Below are 19,124 nucleotides of genomic sequence, written 5' to 3' on the forward strand. Positions count from 1 at the left end.
CAGCGTGAAGCACGGCCCCGCCACCAAGGGGCTGCCGCCGGCCGAGGTGAGCGTCAGGGGCGGTACGGTCGCGCTCGCCTGAGGCGCGTCAACGGCCCGCCGAAGGGCGCGCCGCCGCTTGTCTGACGTGCGCCGGCCGGCCCGTCCGCCGGCCCGGCCCGTCAGCGGGCGCGGCCCGTCAGCGGGCGCGGCGCGGTCTCCGCCAGCTGGCGAGCACGCCCTCCGTAGTGGTGACGGTGGCGACCAGGGCGAGCGTGTTGCGGATCATCGCCGGGGTGTAGTCGGCGGGCACCCCGGCGATGGCGTCCGCGGGCACCACCGCCGTGTAGCCGAGGTTGACCGCGTCGAACACCGCATTGGGGATCGCCACGTTCGCCGACACCCCGGTGACGACGAGCGTCCGGCAGCCGAGGTTGCGCAGCAGCGCGTCCACCTCGGTGCCGGCGACCGGCGACAGACCGTGCAGCCTGCGCACCACCAGGTCCCCCTCGCCGACCGGTACGGGATCGGCGATGCGCACCGCGGTGGACCCGGCGAGCTGCTGGACGGGCAGCTTCTCCGCGGCCCTGAACAGGCGCGCGTTACGGCTGGCGCCGCGCCCGTCGGGGCGGCGCTCGGCCACCGCATGCATCACCTGGACGCCCGCCTCGTGTGCGGCCGCCACCAGACGGGCGATGTTCGCCAGCGCCCCTGAGGTGCGGGCCACGTCGGCGAGTTCGGGCAGTGCGCTCTCCGGGCCGACCACGCCCCGCTGGCACTCGACGGTGAGCAGCACCGTCGAGGCCGGGTCGAGTTGCTCGCCGAGCCGTACGGCATCCGAGGGCATGGCAGGTCCTTCCGGTTCCGGTGGCCCGTTGCTGGTGGTCTGTTGCTGGTGGTCAGTTACTGGTGGTCCGTTGATGGCGGCGTCCTCCCCTGGCGGGAGGTCTCTCCTGCCGGGGCTCTTCGAGGCGGGTGAGGGTAGCGGGCATTGCATCCGCCAGGAAGAGCGTCGATGATTCCTGACGCCCAGTCAGGTAGTCCCGGGCGGGCGGTTCCCGTCAGGGCGGTCGCAGCGGAGGCGATGGCGGATGACCGACACACAGCGGCGCGGGCGCCGGATCATGATGACGCCGGGCGAACGCGACGCGTTCCTCGCGGAGCAGCGCACCTGCCGGGTCGCGACGGTCGGCGGGGACGGGGCGCCGCACGTCGGGGCGCTGTGGTTCATCTGGGACGGTGCCGCGCTGTGGCTCTACTCGATCACCCGCAGCAAGCGGTGGGCCCAGATCCGCGAGGACCCGCGGATCGCGGTGGTGGTCGACGACGGCCACGAGTACGGCGAGCTGCGCGGCGTGGAACTGTCGGGCCGCGCGGCGTGCGTCGGTGAGGTACCGCGGACCGGTGAGGCATGTTCCGAACTGGACGCCCCGGAGCGGCTGTTCGCGCGGAAGTACTTCGGGATGACCGCGATGCCGCACGACGGCCGGCACGCCTGGCTGCGGCTGACGCCGGACTCCGTCGCGTCGTGGGACTTCCGCAAGATCCCGGGCTGAGCGCCGGGCGCGGCGCGGCAGCGAGGCCGGAGTCACCCGCGGTGATCGCCGGATCTCATCGCGTTGTCAGTGGCGTCTGCGAGAGTGGTCTGCGTCAGCCCGTTCCGCGCCCGCGCAGGGTGCGGAGGCGGGGCGGCCCGGCCGGGCGCGGCCGGGTGCCGACGAGACGAAGGAGATCCGGTGAACGTGCTCTTCCCCGCACTGCGCGAGGGTTCGCCCGCCCCCGCGCTGCGCTTCGGCGACCGCGCGCTGAGCCATCGACAGCTGGCGTCGGTGGCGGGCGCGCTGGCCGAGCGGATCGCCGGTGAGACCCGCATCGCGCTCTGGGCGACGCCGACGCTCGAGACCTCGGTGGGGGTGGTGGCCGCGCTGCTCGCCGGTGTGGCGGCCGTACCGGTGAATCCGAAGATCGGTGAGAGCGAGCTGGCGCACATCGTCGGCGACAGCGCCCCCTCGCTGGTGCTGGCCGGGGCGGACGACGAGCTGCCGGGCCCGCTCGCCGCCCTGCCCCGTATCGACGTCGACGCCACCGAGCCACCCGAGGAGCCCGGGCCCGCGCTGCCGATGGAACCGGCCGACGAGACTCCGGCGCTGATCGTCTACACCTCCGGGACGACCGGCCCGCCCAAGGGCGTGGTCCTCCCCCGCCGCGCCATCGCCCACACCCTCGACGCCCTCCAGGACGCCTGGCAGTGGACCGCCGACGACGTCCTGGTGCACGCCCTGCCGCTGTTCCACGTGCACGGCCTGATCCTCGGCGTCCTCGGACCGCTGCGCCGCGGCGGCAGCGTCCACCACCTGGGGCGCTTCGATACGGACGCGGTCACCCGGGAGCTGTCCGGTGAGGGCACGATGCTCTTCGGCGTCCCGACGATGTACCACCGCCTGGCCGTGGAGGCGGGCCGCGATCCGGCCCTGGCGAAGGCGCTGTCGCGGGCCCGGCTGCTGGTCTCCGGTTCGGCGGCGCTGCCGCTGACGGATCACGAGCGGATCGCGGCGGCCTCCGGGCGCCGGGTGATCGAGCGGTACGGCATGACCGAAACCCTGATGAACACCAGCGTGCGCGCGGACGGCCCGGAGGCCACCGGCACGGTCGGGGTGCCGCTGCCGGGGGTGTACGTCCGGCTCGTCGACGACGCCGGCCAGGCCATCGAGGGCGGGGACGGCGAGACGGTCGGGGAGATCCAGGTCCGCGGCCCGAACCTCTTCGTCGAGTACCTCAACCGCCCCGACGCCACCGCGGCCGCCTTCGAAGGCGGCTGGTTCCGTACCGGCGACATGGCGGTCCGGGACGCCGCCGGCAACTACCGCATCGTCGGCCGCCGGGCCACCGATCTGATCAAGAGCGGCGGTTACAAAATCGGCGCGGGCGAGATCGAGAACGCGCTGCTGGCCCACCCCGGGGTCGCCGAGGCGGCCGTCACCGGCGTTCCGGACGAGGACCTCGGTGAGCGGATCGTCGCCTGGGTCGTGGCCGAGCGCGGCCCGGACGCCGGCCCGCCGCCGTCCGCCGAGGAGCTCGCCGACCATGTCGCGCGCCAGCTCGCCCCGCACAAACGGCCGCGCACCGTGCACTTCCTGGACGCGCTGCCGCGCAACGACATGGGCAAGATCCTGAAGCGAGAGCTCCATGCGTGAGGGCGGGGGCAGTGCCGGCGGGGGCGGCACGGCCGGTGCGGGCGCGGGCGCCGCAGGAGCGGGTACGGGCGGCGGCGCGGCGAAGCCGTGTGCGCGCCTGACGGCTCGTCAGGCGCTGGCGGCGGTCGCGGATTCGTACACCGAGTTGCCGGCGCCGACGGCCACGGCGTCACCGGGCCCGGACGGGCCGCTCGGCTGGCCCGGTTATGACGCCGCCCGGACCCGCGCACGTACGGCGACCGGCGAGGACGAATCGGTGGTCACGGCCGTGGCCGACCTCGGTGGGGCCGAAGCGGTCGTGATCTCCTTCGAGTTCCGCTATCTCGGCGGTTCGCTGGGCGAGCGCACCGGCGACCGTCTGGAGGCGGCCTACGCCGCGGCCCGGGAGCGGCGGCTGCCGGTCGTCTCGCTGATCGCGACCGGCGGGAGCCGGATGCAGGAGGGCATGCGCGCGCTGAGCCAACTGCAGCGGGTGGCCCGGCAGTCGGCGCTGAACCGCGCCGCCGGGCTGGCGCAGCTCGCCGTGGTCCGCGATCCGACCACCGGCGGCGGCTGGGCCACGCTCGGGGCGGGCGCCGATGTGATCCTCGCGCTGCCCGGGGCGCAGATCGGTTTCGCCGGCTCGCGGGTGCGCCCCCGGGACGCCGACCCCTATGCGTACTCCGCCGAGGGGCAGTTCGCCGCCGGCCAGGTCGACGCGGTCGTCCCGCCCGACCGGTTGCGGGGCACCCTCCGGCGGTGGCTGCGGCTGCTCGCTCCCACCGGCTGCCCGGCCGGCGCCGATGCCACGCCCGCACGCCCGCCGGCCGCGCTCGGCGCCCCGGGGCTGCCGGAGACCGGCTGGGATGCGGTGGTGCGGGCCCGGGCGGCCGGGCGGCCGCGCGCCGAGGCGTATCTGCGGGCGTATTTCGACGACCGGGAGGAGATCAGCGGCGACCGCTGCGGCGACACCGACCCCGGAATACGCTGCGGATTCGGCCGGCGCGAGGGCCGAACGGTCGCCTTCGTGGCCCAGTGCGGCACGGCCACCCGCCCGGCCGGCTTCCGCACCGCGGCCCGGCTGGTCCGGCTCGCCGACCGGCTCGGCATACCCGTGCTCACGCTGGTGGACACCCCTGGCGCCGCGAACGACGCGGCCGCCGAGCGGGCCGGTGCCGGAGCGGCGATCGCCGACGCCTTCGCGGCGCTGGCCACCGCCGGGGTACCGGTGACGTCCCTGCTGATCGGCGAGGGCGGTTCGGGCGGCGCACTGGCCCTCGCCGCCCCGGGCCGGCTCTGGGCCACACCGGACAGCTACTTCTCGGTGATCGCCCCGGAACTGGCCGCCGCCATCCTCAAACGCGACGAAGAGCAGGTGCACGACACCGCCGAACAACTCCACATCCGCCCCCAGGACTTGCTGGACCTGGGCGTCATCCGCGGCATCGTGCCGACGACCGGAAACGGGGCGACGGACCGGGGCGACTGAGGCCGCCGACGGACCCGTTCAGTCGGCCTCGACCTCCTCCGCGGCCGTCCGCAGCGCGTCCACCGCGGCCCGGATCGAGGGCCTGCGGTCCGCGTCCGCGCGCCAGATGGCGTACACATGGCGGCGCATCGTGTGGCGTACGGGCACCACGCTCACCCCCTCGGGCACCGGGCCGCGGCCCAGGCGGGGTGCCACCGCGACGCCGAGCCCGGCCGCGATCAGGGCGAGCTGGGTGCCGTGCTCCTCCGCCATATGGGCGATGCGCGGTTCGATGCCCTTGCTGCGCAGCGTGAACATCAGCCATTCGTTGCAGAACTCCCCCTGCGGCCAGGAGATCCACTCGTCCTCCGCGAACTCCTCCAGCTCCACGGAGCTCCGCCGGGCCAGCGGATGCGTGGCCGGCATCGCCACATCGGCCGGGTCGTCCAGCAGCGGCGATTTCGCCAGCCCGTCGGGGAGGGACAGCGGGCGGTTGTACCAGTCCAGGACGACGGCCAGATCGATGTCGCCGCGCACCACCCCGCGCACCGACTCGTCCGGCTCCATCTCGGTCAGATGGGCGCGCAGCTGAGGATGCGCGGCGCGCATCCCGACGAGCGCGGCAGGGAAGAGCCCGCGCGCCGCGGTGGGGAAGGCGCCCATCCGCAGCTCGCCGACCGCCTGGCCGCGGTGCGCCTCCAGCTCGGCCTGGGCGAGTTCGACCTGGGAGAGGATGCGCACCGCGTGGTCGGCGAGCAGCCGTCCGGCGTCGGTCAGCCGCACCCCGCGCCCGTTCTTCGCCAGCAGCTGCTGCCCGGTTTCCCGTTCCAGCTTGGCGATCTGCTGGGAGACGGCCGAGGTGGTCACATGCAGCCCGTCGGCGGCCGCGCTGACCGATCCGTGGCGGGCGACCGCACTCAGCGTCCGTAGGCGATCAAGGTTCAACATATAAGCAATGCTACGCGATACCTGCCACGAAAACTCGCTTGTGCTACTAAATTGCATCCGCCATCTTGGGTGCCATGACCAGCGCCACCAGCACTCCCGTCGCCTCCGGCAGCCCCGCCGCCACGGCCACGGCCACCACCACCCCCACGCCCCAGCGGCCCGCCGCCACGACCCGGCCGCGCGCCCGCGGCTGGCAGGTCCGGTTCGCGGTCCTCGCCCTCATCTGGGGCTTCAGCTTCCTCTTCATCAAGGTGGGCACGCAGGGCTTCGCGCCCCTGCAGGTCACGCTCGGCCGGGTGACGTTCGGCGCGCTGGTGCTGCTGACCATCCTCGTGATCAAGCGCGAGCGACTGCCCCGCTCCGCCCGCACCTGGGGGCATCTCGCCGTCGCCGCGTTCTTCCTCAACGCGCTGCCGTTCTCCCTCTTCGCCTACTCCGAGCTGACCATCCCCTCCACCCTCGCCGGCATCTGCAACGCCACCTCGCCGCTGTGGGGCATGGCGCTGTCGGTCGTGGCGCTCTCCGAGGACCGCCCGACCCGGCGGCGGGTCGCCGGTCTCGGCATCGGCTTCCTGGGCGTGCTGACCGTGCTCGGCGCCTGGCAGGGCTTCACCGGTACGGATCTGACCGGCACCGCGATGGCGCTCGGTGCCTCGCTCAGCTACCCCATCGGCTGGATCTACGTCCGCCGCACCCTGGCCGGCTCCGCGCACTCCCACCTGTCGATGTCCAGCACCCAGCTGCTGCTGGCCACCGCCCAACTCGCCGTCGTCACACCGCTGTTCACCACCGCCCCGGCCGGCTACCCGATCCTCCCGCTGCTCTCGGTCTTCGCACTCGGCGCGCTGGGCACCGGCTTCGCCTTCCTCCTCCAGTACGGCCTGGTCGCCGAGATCGGCCCCACCACGGCGCAGATGGTCACCTACTTCGTCCCCGTGATCGCCACCGCCGCCGGCGTCGCCCTCCTGAACGAGCGGCTCAGCTGGAACACCCCGGTCGGCGCACTGATCGTGCTGGCCGGCGCGGCCCTCGCCCAGAGCAAGCCGCGCGCTTCGACGGCCCGGCGCTCCACCGACACCGACTGAAACCCGGCCGGCCCGTTGTCCCTCTCCGGAGCGTCAACGGGCCTACGTTCGGCGGCAGTTCGCGCCCCGTGCCAAGCTGACGGGTGAGGGGCACGCCCTGGACGGGAGCGCGAAGGGGGCGTCGTGGACGGGACGAGCGGTACGTCCGGCCTGGCCGGCCCGCTCAGCGAGCTGAAGAACCGGGCCGGTGTCAGCTACGCGGCGCCGGCCCGGTCGACGTACCCGACGCGGTCGAGCCTGCACCGCTACTGCACAGGCGAGGCGTGCCGCGCGACTACGCGGTGATCGCCGCCATCGCGCACCACTGCGGCGCCACCCCGCACGAGCTCAACGAGCTGCTACGACTGTGGACGGCAGCGACCACGGCTGTTCCACGGGAGGACGTGGAGGCGGACCCGGATGTGCCCCACAGGCCGGTGGGCCACCAGGACACGGGGCCGGAGGGCCGCCTGACCACCGGGCCGCGGGGCCGCCTGATCTCCATGCCGCGGGGCCGTCCGACCGCCGGGCCGGAACAGGAGCCTCCGGCCATACGGGCCGGCGGGCGCCCGAGGGGGCAGCCGCGCCGCCCCGCCGACCGGTTCGCCGCCGCACCGCCTCCGTGGCGCTGTGTCTGGTGATGCTGCTGGTGTTCCTCAGCTCGGCGGAACCGGTGCGATCGTTCAGCCCGGCCGAGCAGCACCGGCCGCCGGCGCCGGCGGGCGCGGCGGCGTCCGTCGGCGGCCCCGATGACCGCTGGACCTGGGCCCCGTCCCCCGTGCCGCGGACGGCCTTCGGGGTCGCCATGAACAGCAACATCGGCACCATGCCGTCCTTCCACATCGGCGCGGTGCGCTTCTGGGACAGCGGTACCCGCTGGACGGACCTGGAGCCCCGGCGTGGCACGTACGACTGGACGGCCCTCGACCGCCTGGTCGCCGCGGGCCAACGCGCCCACATGGACAGCCTCTTCACCTTCGGCGGCACCCAGCCCTGGGCGGCGCCCGACGGGCCGAAGTCCCCCTACCCCGACGGCGCCCGCTCCGCACCGCCGGACCGGCCGGCGGACTGGGACGCCTTCGTGGCCGCGCTCGTCGCGCGCCACCGGGGCCGGATCAACGCCTATGAGCTCTGGGACACCGTCAACGACCGGCACTTCTACTCCGGCAGCGCGCGCACCATGGCCGACGTGGTGCGGCGGGCCGCCCGGCTCATCACCCGTACGGACCCGGCCGCCACCCTCGTGTGCCCCTCCATGGGCCATCTCCGCACCGCGGCCGGGCTGCGCTTCCTGCGCGACTTCGCGGCGGCCGGCGGATATTCGCGGCGGCCGGCGGTTATCGGCCGTGTGACGTGGCCGGTCTCAAGACCCTTCAACGGCCCGCGGAACGGCCGCCGGAGGAGGTGACCGGCGAACTCGCCCCCGTGAACCGCGTGCTGCACGACGCCGGCGTCGGCGTACGGCTGTGGATCACCGGACCGGACTACGACGTCACCTGCCAGCCCCGACTGACCGGCCCGCGGGCCGGCGACGCCGCGGTGCGTTTCTTCCTGATCGCGCTGTACGGCCTGGACCAGGGAGTCCAACGGGCCTACTTCTACAACTGGGGCGGCGCGAAGATCCCCGTCGTCCTCCAGGTGGAAGGGAAACCCCCGACTCCGGCCGCGCTCGCCGTGGACCGCCTCCGGGACGTCTTCTACGTCAACGCCCACTGCACCTACCGCGGGCAGCGCCACTCATGGGGCATCAGCTTCACCGAGCGCGGCGGCAGCCACGGCAAGTGGGTACAGGTCCACAACGATCAGCACTACTACATCAAGCAGGTCACCTGCTGATGCTGGCGGCGGGCCTGACCCGCATCACAGTCGGCCGCCCGGGCAAAAAGCCGGACGGTCCTGCCAAGTCCCGTGCGCTACCGCCGAGTTGCAGGCCAGCGGGCTCCGCCGAGCGGCTCCTCTCCCCGGATCACCTTCCCTATTCGTATCGTCGCAGCTCACCCGCCCCTGTGGCCGCGGCGACGGCGTCGGCGACCGGTTCGATGTCGTCGTGGGAGAGCCGGGAGACGGTGATGCGGATTCCCGGTGGGGAGTCCAGCCGGAAGCGTGCACCGGGGGCGACCGCCCAGCCGGAATGCAGCAGCCGGGCCACCGCACCGGTCTCGTCCGGAACCGGCACCCAGACATTCATCCCGCTGCGCCCCCGCGCCGGCACCCCGCGCTCGGCCAGCGCCCGTATCAGCGGCTCCCGGCGCCGGCCGTACGCGCCGGCCACGGCCGTCGGATCGACCGCGGACGTCTGCCACAACTGCACGACCGCGTCCTGGAGCAGATGGCTGACCCAGCCGGGGCCCAGCCGCTGCCGTCCGCGCACCCGGTCGACGGTCACCGCGTCGCCGGTGAGCACCGCCAGGCGCAGATCGGGGCCGTAGGCCTTGGCCGTCGAGCGGACCAGCGCCCAGTGGTCGGTGACACCGGAGAGCGGATGGAGCGGGAGATCGACGATGCCGTGGCCGTGGTCGTCCTCGATGAGGAGGACGCCGGGGTGGTCGGCGAGGAGCGCGCGGAGCTCGGCGGCGCGGGCGGCCGTCACCGCGGCGCCGGTGGGGTTCTGCGCCCGGTCCGTGATGACCACCGCGCGGGCACCGTCCTCCAGCGCCCGCGCCAGCCGGGCGGGCAGCGGCCCTTCGTCGTCCACGCCGACCGGCGCGGGACGCAGTCCGAGCGCCGGGACGAGATCCAGCAGACTCCCCCACCCGGGATCTTCCACGGCCACACTGTCACCGGGCCGCAGATGAGCGGCGAGCACCCGCTCGATGGCGTCGAGTGACCCACTGGTGACGGCGATCGGGCCCTCCGCCACGCCGTCGTCGGCGAAGGCCGAGCGGGCCAGCGCGGCCAGCTCCTCATCGACGGCCGGGGTGCCGTAGAGCACCGGTCGCCGGGAACTGCGCGCCGCGGCCGCGGCCAGGGCCCGTTCGAGCGGGGGCAGCAAGGACGGGTCGGGGTTGCCGTCGGAGGCGTCGCGGACCCCCGGAGGCACCTCCACCCGCAGCGCCTCGCGGGGCGTACTCGCGGGGCGCGGACGCACCCGGCTGCCCCGGCGGCCCGCGGTTTCGATCACCCCCCGGTCACGGAGCGTGCGGTATGCGGCCGCGACCGTATTCGGATTGACCTCCAGATAGACGGCCAACTCCCGCAGCGGGGGCAGGACTTCGCCTGGTTGGAGCTCGCCCGCACCGATGGCTCGCTCGACGCTGGCGGCAATGTCCGATGCGCGCCGCCCTTCGATCCGATACTCTCCTAGCACAAACTTGATTATGCACTAGTGCAATGGAGTTGGCAATGGCCTCTGCCGAGTCGTACGCACCGAGCGACCTCACGACCCCGACCCGCGCCCGCGAGCGCGCCGCCTATGACCACGAGACGGTGCACGCCATCCTCGACGAGGGCTATGTCTGCCACCTGGGCTTCGTCCGCGACGGTTCCCCGGTCGTCCTGCCGACGCTCTACGGCCGGGTCGGCGACCGCCTCTACCTGCACGGTTCGACCGGCTCCCGGCCGCTGCGGATGGCCGGCGGGACCACGGACCCGGGGCTTGAGGTCTGCGTCACCGTCACCCATGTCGACGGCCTGGTGCTGGCCAGGTCCGCCTTCCACCACTCCATCAACTACCGCTCGGTGGTGGTGCACGGCACCGCGTACCAGGTGACCGACGCGGAGGAGAAGACGACCGCGCTGGACGCGCTGGTCGACCACGTCCTGCCCGGGCGGGCCGCGGACTCCCGTCCCGGTAACGCCAAGGAGCTGGCCGCCACCGCCGTGATCCGCCTGGACCTGCGCGACGTCTCCGCCAAGGTCCGTACCGGCGGCCCCAACGACGAGCCGGAGGACATCGCGCTGCCGTATTGGAGCGGTGTCCTTCCCGTGGCTCCGGTGTACGGCGCCCCCATACCGTCCGACGACCTCGCGCCCGGCATCCCGGAGCCGGCATACCTCACCGCCCGTTGAGGAGCACCCGTGCTGATACACCCCTGGGACGCCCCCACCGACGACGCCGAGTGGCAACGCTGGCTCGCCGCACACGACTTCGGCCAGCTGGCCGCCAACGGACGGCCCGGTGAACCACCGCTGGTACAGCCCCTGCACTTCGCCTACGACCCGGACCGCGGCGAGGCGGTGACACATCTGGCCCGCCCGAATCCCCTCTGGGAGGCGCTGGCGGACCGTCCGCAGGTGCTGCTGAGCGTGGTGGACGACTACACCTTCATCCCCGGCCCCTGGCAGGCCGAGGAGGGCAAGCCGCCCGAGCACGGCGTCCCGACGAGCTTCTACGCCGCGGTCCAGCTGAGCTGCACGGCGCATGTCGTGGACGATCCGGAGGAGAAGGCGGCACTGCTGCAACGGCAGATGGGCCACTTCCAGCCCGAGGGCGGCTCGGCCCCGGTCACCGCCGGTGAGGCACCGTACGGGCGGTTGCTCTCCGGCATCCGCGGCCTGCGCCTCGAAGTGCACGACATCCGCGCCAAGTTCAAATACGGAGGCAAGCGGAGCGAGACGGTCCAGCACCGCATCTCGGGCCGCCTCGCCGAGCGGAACGGCCCCGGCGACGCGGCCGCCCGCGCCCACCAACAGCGCCGCCTGACGGCGGCGGCCGGTGCGGTCCCGAGGACGCCCGCCACCTGAACCGGACGTCCTGCAGACCCGGGAGGGGCCCGGCCGATGCCACCGGCCGGGCCCCTCCTCGACTCCTCGACGCACCCAAGGCGCCGTCGTATCAGCCCGGCAACGTGCTGCGCGGGGCGCTCAGCAGGACCAAGCCACCGAAGGTGCGCCAGAAGGCAGCAGCGATCGGGCCCAGGCCGCTGCCCCGGTGGAGGAAGAGGCCGCGGAGGCCGCCGCCCGCCCTACGTGGCGGGAGCGGACAAGACGGCCGCATCCATGATCGACACGCTAGGCGGCGGGCGATCCCGGCGGCACGCCGTCCCCGGCACCCGTAGGCGCTCCGGCCGCGGCCGCCGCCGCATCACCGCCGGACGGGTACGCATCGCCGCGGGCACCCGTACCCGTGGCCTGAACCGAGCCCGTTGTCTCCCCCGGGCCCGCGCCCGCCACGACCAACGACTCGGTCGTCTGCGGTTTGGCCAACTGCGCGATGAAGGCACCGATCAGGACGACCACCCCGCCCAGGATCTGCGGAGCGGAGAGGTGTTCGCCGAGCAGCACCCAGGCCAGTACGGTCGCGATGACCGCCTCCAGGCAGGCGACGACCCCGGCCACCTGGGGCGAGAGCCGGCGGATCGACACCACTCCGGTCAGATAGGCCGCCACCGTCGCGACAAGCACGATCCAGGCGAGCAGCAGGGCGGCGGGCACCTCGGTGCCGTTCATGTCCGCAGCGCCGCCGAGGACCGTCCAGTCGAGCTCCCAGGGGCGCGCGATCGCGGTGAGGACGACGGCGCCGATCAGCAGGCCGTACGCGATCACCCCGAGCGGGTCCGCCCTGTCCTCGCCGTCGCTCCCGTGGTCGGAGAGTACGAAGTAGCCCACCTGGCAGCAGGCCGCCCCCAGCGCCAGCGCCAGGCCGAGCACGTCGAAGCTCAGCCCGGACCAGATCTCGACGACACAGGCGAGACCGCCGACGGCGAGCACCACACCGAGCGCCGCGGCACGGGTGACCGGCCGCTTCTGCACGAAACGGACCCAGCCGAGGACGAGCGCCGGCGCCAGGTATTCGATCAGCAGGGCCACGCCCACGGGAATGCGGGAGAGCGCGGCGAAGTAACACGCCTGCACACCGGCGACGGCGAGCAGCCCGTAGCCCGCGAGCAGGGCGGGCTGGCGGCGCGGCAGATCGCGGTGGCGCCAGGCCACCGGCAGCATGACCAGCGCGGCGCCGGCGACCCGGAGCCAGGTGACGTGCAGCGGTTCGAGACCCGCCGTGATCAGGGGTTTGGCGGCCACGCCCGAGCCGCCGAAGGCGAGCGCCGACAGCAGGGCGATGCCGACGCCGGCACCACGGCCCCGCGGCGCGCCGCCCCGGCTCCCGTCGAGCGCGGACGGTCGCTGGTCCAGCCAGGACCCTGGAGTTCCCTGGCCCGGGCCGGCCGCTCGACCTGCCGGGCTCCCTGATGACGCGTGCATCGGGTCATCATGACAGCCGCCGTCAGCAGCGCAACCCCCGAGACCCCTGTCAGTCCTGGCCGGGGCGCTCCCCGTCCAGACGGGCGGCGAGCCGGGCGGTGTCGACGGAGGCCCGGCGCAGTACCTCGACGGCCCGCGATTCGGGATCGTCGACGAGAGCGGCGAGCAGATCGAGGCAGCCGGCGCGGGTGTCGTAGCGGGCATGCGCACGGTCGAGGGCGCCGTCCATGGCCGCGGCCGCGGCCGGTGACCATCCGGGGACACCGCCTTCGGTGACCACCGGAACGGCACCGGAGTCCTCTACCGTGCCGTGCCACTGGAGTCCGTAGCCGATGCTGCGCTGGACGAGATAGCCGAGCAGCCGGGCCACCTGCGGCCCGCCGTCGAAGGCCGCGCGTACGGCGGGGTCCGACTCCAGGAGACCGTGCAGCAGATGCGCGGTGTCCACCTGCCGGTCACCGTCCCGGGTGGCCCGCCTGCGGGCCGCGGAGACCACCGACGCGAGCTCGACGGTGAGTCTGCTGCCGAGGTCCTCGTGGACGGAGTCGTCGGCTCCGCTATACGCAGTACGGTTTTGCACAACCCCACCCCACCAGCCCCTGAACGCCCGGGCATCCCCGCCGGGAAGCATTTGCGCATCCCACGCTGGTTGGGGATGCCACCCCGCGGTCTCCTCCTCAGGGAGGAGATACGACGGAGAGAATACGCAGATTCCGTGGAGGTCAGACATCCGGGACCGGCACGTTCTGCCTCCCACGAGCCCCCCGCGACGACAACAGGGGCTCCCCCTCCCGTCAAACCGACCAGCCAGCTGACGGCCCATCAGAAATAGGCGCCGCCGGTATTGAACCTTCCTCCCCACCCGGCTACGTTCCGCGGCACCAGCCTGGACCGTCACCGGAGGGGTGATCGCATGGCCGAAGTCACCGCACAGGCCCGCATCGAGGCACCGGCCGAGAGGGTCTGGGACCGGCTCACCGACTTCGATGCGTACGGGCAGTGGAACGCCACCCACACCTCCTTCCCGAAGGGCGGCCCGGAAACGCTGACAGTGGGCGCGGCCTACGAGGAGAACATGAAGCTGATGGGCTTCCCCGCCGAGGTCACCTGGACCGTACGGGAACTGGAGCCGGGCCGGTTGCTCGACATCACAGGCAAGGGCCCCATGGGCGTCAACCTCGGGATGCGTTACTCCCTCACACCGGACGGCGAGGCGACCACCGTCCAGGTCGACGGGACCTTCACGGGCGCCGCGGTCTCCCTGATGGCAGGCAAACTCAAGGACTCGGCGGGCGCCGCACTGAACGAGTCACTGCGCAAGCTCGCCAGCCTGCTCGCCTGAGCCCCCGGGCGCCCGGCGCCCGCTCCGACGTCAACCCACTCAACGAGAACCCTGGCGTCGCCCCCGCCCCCCTTCCACAGGGAGCCATCTGGCATCAGTCCTCTTCGGCGAGGATCAGATACAGCTCCTTACGGGCCTTGTTGACCACCGCCATGGCCTTCTCCCGCTGCTCGGGACTGCCGGTTGCCCACACCTGCCGGAACGCCTCGACCAGGCCGCCGCCCGCCTTGCGTATCTCATTCATCGCCTCCCAGTCGACACCGCGGCCGGCGTCCTCCCAGGGGGCGTCCGAGCCGCTGTCGGCTTCGGCGCGTCCGGCCTCGGTCAGCGAGAACAGCTTCTTGCCGCCCTCACTGGCACTGGCGATCAGCCCCTCGTCCTCGAGGAGTTGCAGGGTCGGGTAGACCGAGCCGGGGCTGGGCTTCCACGCCCCGCCACTGCGCTCGGCGATCTCCTGGATCATTTCGTAGCCGTGCATCGGGCGGTCCTTGAGCAGCGCCAGTATCGACGCGCGCACATCTCCGCGCCGAGCGCGGCCGCGCGGGCCGCCACGGCCCCGGCCGCCACCGAAGGGCGGGCCTCCGAACGGCGGACCGAAGGGACCGAAGGCGGAGCGCCGCCGCTCCCAGCCACCCCCGAAGTCGCCCCGACCGCCGTGGCGCCCAGGTCCGTAGCGCTCGTGCCGGTACTCGTGCCCGTGATCGTTTCCTTGGGAACGCATGGTGACGTCCTCCATTCCTATCGTTGATCGGTCGCGATGCTTCAACGATATATCGGGACTGTTCGCCGAAGCAAGACCCGAGCTACATCCGATTCAACGAGAGCAGGGCGCAGCGACGAGAGCACGGCGCAGCCCGGCAACACCCGCGCATCCGTCGCATCCGCGCCGCCGATGCCCCCCGCCGGCGCGACCGCACAAGGCGCGCATCCGGCCCGTGTGCACCAGTACGCCCGGTTCGCCGGCCTCCCATCCCGGTCCAATTTCCCGGGATTGGCCTTGGCCCGCGCCTCTGTGGCCCCTCTACGCTCACGCTCATGAGGATTCGTATCGTCGACGCCTTCAGTGAGCGTCCATTCGCCGGTAACCCCGCGGGAGTCGTGCTCTTCGACTCCGACGCCTTTCCCGAAACGGCCTGGCTGCAGCGGGTCGCCATGGAGGTCAACCTCTCCGAAACCGCCTTCGCGCACCCGCTGCCGGAGGGCGGCGACGCCGACTGGGCGCTGCGCTGGCTCACCCCGGCCACCGAGGTGAACATGTGCGGGCACGCCACTTTGGCCACCGCGCACGTTCTGCACAGCACGGGGACGGCCACCGGTACGGTCCGCTTCCGTACCCGCAGCGGGGTGCTGACCACGACGGCCGGCGACGACGGCGCGATCACCATGGACTTCCCGACCGCGCCGCTCAGCCCGGTCGAGGTGCCGCCCGTGGTCGCGGCCGCGCTGGGTGTCGACATCCTCTCGGCCCACGACACGGGCCCGAACGTCGGGGATCTGCTGGTCGAGCTGGCCGACGAGAAGTCCGTACGGGCCTTGGCGCCGGACCTCAAGGCGCTGGCCGGGCACGGCGGGCGAGGGGTGATCGCCACCGCGCGCGCCGAAGACCCCTCCGGCGGCTACGACTTCCTCTCGCGCTGCTTCTTCCCTGCGGTCGGCATCGACGAGGACCCGGTAACGGGCAGCGCGCACACCGCGCTCGCCCCGTTCTGGTCGGCACGGCTGGGCCGCAACTCACTGGTCGGCCTGCAGGGCGCGGCCCGTACCGGATACGTACGGACCGAACTGCGCGGCGACCGTACGCTGCTGACCGGTTCCGCGGTCACGGTGATCGACGGCGAACTGCTGAGCAGGGCCTGAGCGGCCGTCTTGCGCTGAGGGCCGAGATCGGGCGGCAGGGCCGCGATGTCAGAGGCCGGTCCGGCCCGTCCGTCGGGCAGCGGTTCAGGCACGCTCCGGGGAGGGCCCGTGCGGCCGGCCGCGCCGGGCGCCCGTTGTCAGGCTTCCGCCCGCGTGCGCGCGAAACCTCACGACTCCCCCCACCCCCGAACCCACCCCCCGCCCCCTCCCCCGAAGGGGGAGAGGGGGAGGGGGCGGGGGAAGCATCGGCGGGCCTCAAGCAAGCGGCAGCAGGCAGCAGGCAGCAGGCAGCAGGCAGCAAAGCCTCCCCACCCCCACACCGCAGTCACCCCTCACCCCTCACCCCGTAGGCAACCACCCCACCCGCCCCGCCAATACCGCGTAGCCCACGAACGCGACGGTGTCGATGAGGGCGTGGGCGGCCACGAGGGGGCCGACGCGGCGCCAGCGGCGGTAGAGGAGGACGAAGATGGCGCCCATCACCATGTTGCCGAGGAAACCGCCGATGCCCTGGTACAGGTGGTACGAGCCGCGCAGCAGCGAGCTGGCCACCAGGGCGGCCATCGGGGTCCAACCCAACTGGCCCAGCCTGCGCAGCAGATAGCCGACGACGATGACCTCCTCCAGTACGGCGTTCTGCACCGCGGAGGCGATCAGTACCGGGATCTTCCACCACACATCGGGCAGCGCCTCGGGGACCACCGTCAGGTTGACGCCCGCCGCCCGCGCGCCCAGGTAGAGCAGCAGGCCGCTGCCGCCGATGGCGGCCGCCAGGCCCGTTCCCCGGCCGAGGTCGAAGCCGGGCCGCTGCCGGTCGAAACCGATCGCGCGGAGCCCGCCTGCCCGTTCGCGCATCAGGAGATGCGCGACCAGAGCCACGGGCACCAGGGCGGTGGCGATCCCGAACAGCTGCCAGGCGAGATCCAGCCACGGCCGGCCGGGCGCATGGGAGGCGTTGAGGGTCGCCGCCTGGTGTTTGAGGCCACCGGGTTTGGTCAGCGACCCGATGAAGCTGATCAGTGACGACACCGCGCTGGCGCCCACGGACAGGGCCAGCACGATCAGCGTCTCACTGCGCAGGACGCTGCGGGCCGGCTGCTGGGACGCGTCCGGTCCCGCGCCGGCGCCGGAGCCCTCCCCCGGAACGTCCGCACCAGCCCCGGGACTTGTATCCGAGTCCACGCTTCCTCCACTTCTGCATTACCGCCTCTTCGCCACCACCGCCCCGCTAGGGTCTCGACAGCAGGTACGAAGATCGCGCGCGACAGGCCGGGGACGGGCGCCATCCACGTGGCGCATTTCCTCCTCCCCCATCGATTCACGATCGAGCTCCGAGAAGGAGAGGCGCTACCGCAATGGGACGACACAGCTTGCCCGACCGCCCCACCGCGCGGTCCACCGGGGCTCGCCCCGGCCCCCGGCGCCGCACCGTCGTCCTGTCCACCGCCCTCGTACTCGCGGTCGCCGCCGGTTCCGTAGTGGCGCTGCGCAGCGGTCTGCTGCCCTTCGGCACGCGATGTGACGGCCCGTCGGTGCGGCTCGATGTGGCCGCCTCGCCCGACATTGCACCGGCCGTCGAAGCGGTGGCGGATACGGCCCGCGAGAAGGCGACGCGTACCGACGGCAGATGTCTCGACGTCCGGGTCGTCGCGCGGCCCTCCCACGAGCTCGCCGACTCCCTCGGACAGCGGCCCGCCGACCCGGAGTTCCAGGTCTGGATACCGGATTCGAGCCTGTGGGTCGACCGGGTCGAAGGGGAGAGCGGCACCCCGCTGACGGCCGCCGGCAACGTCGCCTCGTCACCTCTGGCGCTGGGCGCCGTCCCCAAGGCGGCGAAGTCCCTGGGCTGGCCGAACAAGCGCTACACCTGGGCCGGTCTCACCGAGAGCGCGACCTCCGGTGGTGATCTGCGCCTGGGTGTCGCCGATCCCACCCGCAGCGCCACCGGGCTGCTCGCCCTGGCCCGTATCAGCGCCGCCAATACGGAGGACGCCGAGGACGGGGACGAGGCGGACACCCGTACCGCGGCCACCGCCAAGCTCCTCTACCAGCGGGTCGCGGACGGCGACGGTCAGGTCATGGCCACGTTGCCGCGCGACGACTCCGGTGCCGAGCAGGGCAATCCGCGCCGTAACCAGGCGCTGCTGCTGTCCGAACAGGCCGCGTTCGCCCACAACGAGGGCCCGGACGGCGGCCCGGACCTCGATCTCTTCTACCCGGAGGACGGCACGGCCCGGCTCGACTACCCGTACGCCCTGGTGGACCAGGACGAGATGAGCCCCGAGCAGTCGCGGGCCGCCAGCCGCTTCATGACGCTGCTGGGCGAGCCCGGCGGGCAGCGTGCGCTGCGCGAGCGCGGCTTCCGGGCCGGGGACGGCACGGCGGACGCCGAGGTGGTGGCGGCCGCCGGCGGGCGCGATCCGCAGCCGTACTCCGCCGCACCGGCCGACGCTCCGACGGCCAAGCAGCTCCAGGCCCTGCTGGGCATGTGGACGATCACCGTGCAGAGTGCCCGGATCTCCACCGTGGTGGACGCCTCGGCGTCGATGGGCAACCTGGTGCCGGGGCGAGGCGGCCAGACCCGGATGGACCTCGCCCGGAACTCGCTCCTCCAGGCGCTGGCCACGTTCACGCCCGAGGACGAGATCGGGCTGTGGAAGTTCGCCACCCACCTGGACGGCGAGAAGGACTACCAGGAGCTCTCCCCGACCGGTCGTCTCGGCGACCGGGAGGGCGACGGTGGCACCCACCGTGACGCGCTCGCCGCCGCGTTCGGCTCGCTGGCCCCGGTACCCCACGGCGCCACCGGTTTGTACGACACCGTCCTCGCCGCCTACGAGGAGGCCCGCCGGACGTACACGAGCGGGAAGTTCAACGCGGTGGTGCTCGTCACCGACGGCGCCAATGACGACGCGAGCAGTATCGGGCTCGACGCCTTGGTCACCAAGCTGGGGAAGCTGTCGGATCCGGGGCGTCCGGTGCCGCTGATCGCCGTCGCGATCGGTCCGGAGGCCGACGCGTCGGCGTTGGACCGGATCGTGGCACCCACCGGCGGTTCGGCCCACCGGGTGGACGATCCGTCGCAGATCCACCAGGTGATCCTCAAGGCCATCATGGCGGCGGGCAGCAAGGCGCCGCGCTGAGCCCGCGCG

Annotated in this window: 19 protein-coding genes; 12 read left to right on the forward strand and 7 right to left on the reverse strand. The window is 73.1% G+C overall.

Annotated elements, in window-relative coordinates:
* Positions 1–178: 178 nt before the first annotated feature.
* Positions 179–826, reverse strand: coding sequence for a cysteine hydrolase family protein (locus V2J85_RS05015; protein WP_261952873.1), 648 nt, complete (start codon positions 824–826; stop codon positions 179–181).
* A 244-nt stretch (positions 827–1,070) separates the two neighbouring features.
* Between V2J85_RS05015 and V2J85_RS05020 the strand changes: the two genes are divergently transcribed.
* The 3 genes from V2J85_RS05020 to V2J85_RS05030 all read left to right on the forward strand — a co-directional run bounded on the left by V2J85_RS05020 (position 1,071) and on the right by V2J85_RS05030 (position 4,641).
* Positions 1,071–1,535 carry a pyridoxamine 5'-phosphate oxidase family protein gene (locus V2J85_RS05020; RefSeq protein ID WP_330820718.1) on the forward strand — a complete coding sequence of 155 codons (465 nt, stop codon included), beginning with the start codon at positions 1,071–1,073 and terminating at the stop codon, positions 1,533–1,535.
* Positions 1,536–1,715: 180 nt separating this feature from the next.
* Complete coding sequence (locus tag V2J85_RS05025) at positions 1,716–3,173, forward strand: acyl-CoA synthetase (protein WP_330820719.1); 1,458 nt, start codon at positions 1,716–1,718, stop codon at positions 3,171–3,173.
* Complete coding sequence (locus V2J85_RS05030) at positions 3,166–4,641, forward strand: carboxyl transferase domain-containing protein (RefSeq protein WP_330820720.1); 1,476 nt, start codon at positions 3,166–3,168, stop codon at positions 4,639–4,641. Before V2J85_RS05025 ends, V2J85_RS05030 begins: the two co-directional genes overlap by 8 nt.
* Before the next feature lie 18 nt (positions 4,642–4,659).
* Here the strand turns inward: V2J85_RS05030 and V2J85_RS05035 are convergent, their stop codons facing one another.
* Entirely contained in the window at positions 4,660–5,568 is a 909-nt protein-coding gene (locus tag V2J85_RS05035) for a LysR family transcriptional regulator (RefSeq protein WP_261952870.1), read from the reverse strand.
* Positions 5,569–5,642: 74 nt separating this feature from the next.
* Here V2J85_RS05035 and V2J85_RS05040 point away from each other — a divergent pair, with 74 nt between their 5' ends.
* The 4 genes from V2J85_RS05040 to V2J85_RS05055 all read left to right on the forward strand — a co-directional run bounded on the left by V2J85_RS05040 (position 5,643) and on the right by V2J85_RS05055 (position 8,468).
* Complete coding sequence (locus V2J85_RS05040) at positions 5,643–6,653, forward strand: DMT family transporter (protein ID WP_330820721.1); 1,011 nt, start codon at positions 5,643–5,645, stop codon at positions 6,651–6,653.
* A 263-nt stretch (positions 6,654–6,916) separates the two neighbouring features.
* Positions 6,917–7,273 carry a hypothetical protein gene (locus V2J85_RS05045; RefSeq protein ID WP_330820722.1) on the forward strand — a complete coding sequence of 119 codons (357 nt, stop codon included), beginning with the start codon at positions 6,917–6,919 and terminating at the stop codon, positions 7,271–7,273.
* On the forward strand, positions 7,255–8,040 hold the full coding sequence (locus V2J85_RS05050; protein WP_330820723.1) for a hypothetical protein: 786 nt from the start codon (positions 7,255–7,257) through the stop codon (positions 8,038–8,040). Before V2J85_RS05045 ends, V2J85_RS05050 begins: the two co-directional genes overlap by 19 nt.
* The gene (locus V2J85_RS05055) at positions 8,037–8,468 is read left to right on the forward strand and encodes a hypothetical protein (protein ID WP_330820724.1); all 432 of its coding nucleotides are present in this window, start codon (positions 8,037–8,039) and stop codon (positions 8,466–8,468) included. The genes V2J85_RS05050 and V2J85_RS05055 overlap by 4 nt, the downstream gene beginning before the upstream one ends.
* Before the next feature lie 139 nt (positions 8,469–8,607).
* Here V2J85_RS05055 and V2J85_RS05060 read toward each other — a convergent pair whose 3' ends face one another.
* Positions 8,608–9,939: an aminotransferase class I/II-fold pyridoxal phosphate-dependent enzyme gene (locus tag V2J85_RS05060; RefSeq protein ID WP_261952866.1), complete on the reverse strand. Its 1,332-nt coding sequence runs from the start codon at positions 9,937–9,939 to the stop codon at positions 8,608–8,610.
* Between the two features lie 35 nt (positions 9,940–9,974).
* Between V2J85_RS05060 and V2J85_RS05065 the strand changes: the two genes are divergently transcribed.
* Both V2J85_RS05065 and V2J85_RS05070 read left to right on the forward strand, forming a co-directional pair.
* Positions 9,975–10,640, forward strand: coding sequence for a pyridoxamine 5'-phosphate oxidase family protein (locus tag V2J85_RS05065; RefSeq protein WP_261952865.1), 666 nt, complete (start codon positions 9,975–9,977; stop codon positions 10,638–10,640).
* A 9-nt stretch (positions 10,641–10,649) separates the two neighbouring features.
* Complete coding sequence (locus tag V2J85_RS05070) at positions 10,650–11,315, forward strand: FMN-binding negative transcriptional regulator (protein ID WP_261952864.1); 666 nt, start codon at positions 10,650–10,652, stop codon at positions 11,313–11,315.
* Positions 11,316–11,582: 267 nt separating this feature from the next.
* On the opposite strand, the gene V2J85_RS05075 is transcribed toward V2J85_RS05070, so the two are convergent.
* Together V2J85_RS05075 and V2J85_RS05080 are read right to left on the reverse strand one after the other, a co-directional pair.
* Positions 11,583–12,773, reverse strand: coding sequence for an EamA family transporter (locus tag V2J85_RS05075; RefSeq protein ID WP_261952863.1), 1,191 nt, complete (start codon positions 12,771–12,773; stop codon positions 11,583–11,585).
* 49 nt (positions 12,774–12,822) lie between these two features.
* Positions 12,823–13,353 (reverse strand): Clp protease N-terminal domain-containing protein, encoded by a 531-nt coding sequence (locus V2J85_RS05080; RefSeq protein ID WP_261952862.1) that lies wholly within the window; start codon positions 13,351–13,353, stop codon positions 12,823–12,825.
* 333 nt (positions 13,354–13,686) lie between these two features.
* On the opposite strand from V2J85_RS05080, the gene V2J85_RS05085 reads away from it, so the two are divergent.
* Entirely contained in the window at positions 13,687–14,115 is a 429-nt protein-coding gene (locus tag V2J85_RS05085) for a type II toxin-antitoxin system Rv0910 family toxin (RefSeq protein ID WP_261952861.1), read from the forward strand.
* Between the two features lie 94 nt (positions 14,116–14,209).
* Here the strand turns inward: V2J85_RS05085 and V2J85_RS05090 are convergent, their stop codons facing one another.
* Complete coding sequence (locus tag V2J85_RS05090; RefSeq protein ID WP_261952860.1) at positions 14,210–14,851, reverse strand: PadR family transcriptional regulator; 642 nt, start codon at positions 14,849–14,851, stop codon at positions 14,210–14,212.
* A 299-nt stretch (positions 14,852–15,150) separates the two neighbouring features.
* Here V2J85_RS05090 and V2J85_RS05095 point away from each other — a divergent pair, with 299 nt between their 5' ends.
* Complete coding sequence (locus tag V2J85_RS05095; RefSeq protein ID WP_261952859.1) at positions 15,151–15,972, forward strand: PhzF family phenazine biosynthesis protein; 822 nt, start codon at positions 15,151–15,153, stop codon at positions 15,970–15,972.
* Positions 15,973–16,311: 339 nt separating this feature from the next.
* Here the strand turns inward: V2J85_RS05095 and V2J85_RS05100 are convergent, their stop codons facing one another.
* Positions 16,312–17,154 (reverse strand): CPBP family intramembrane glutamic endopeptidase, encoded by an 843-nt coding sequence (locus V2J85_RS05100; RefSeq protein WP_261952858.1) that lies wholly within the window; start codon positions 17,152–17,154, stop codon positions 16,312–16,314.
* 173 nt (positions 17,155–17,327) lie between these two features.
* Between V2J85_RS05100 and V2J85_RS05105 the strand changes: the two genes are divergently transcribed.
* On the forward strand, positions 17,328–19,115 hold the full coding sequence (locus V2J85_RS05105; protein ID WP_330820725.1) for a substrate-binding and VWA domain-containing protein: 1,788 nt from the start codon (positions 17,328–17,330) through the stop codon (positions 19,113–19,115).
* The last annotated feature ends 9 nt before the right edge of the window (positions 19,116–19,124 follow it).

Source organism: Streptomyces bugieae, assembly GCF_036352915.1.
Classification (GTDB): Bacteria; Actinomycetota; Actinomycetes; order Streptomycetales; family Streptomycetaceae; genus Streptomyces; species Streptomyces endophytica.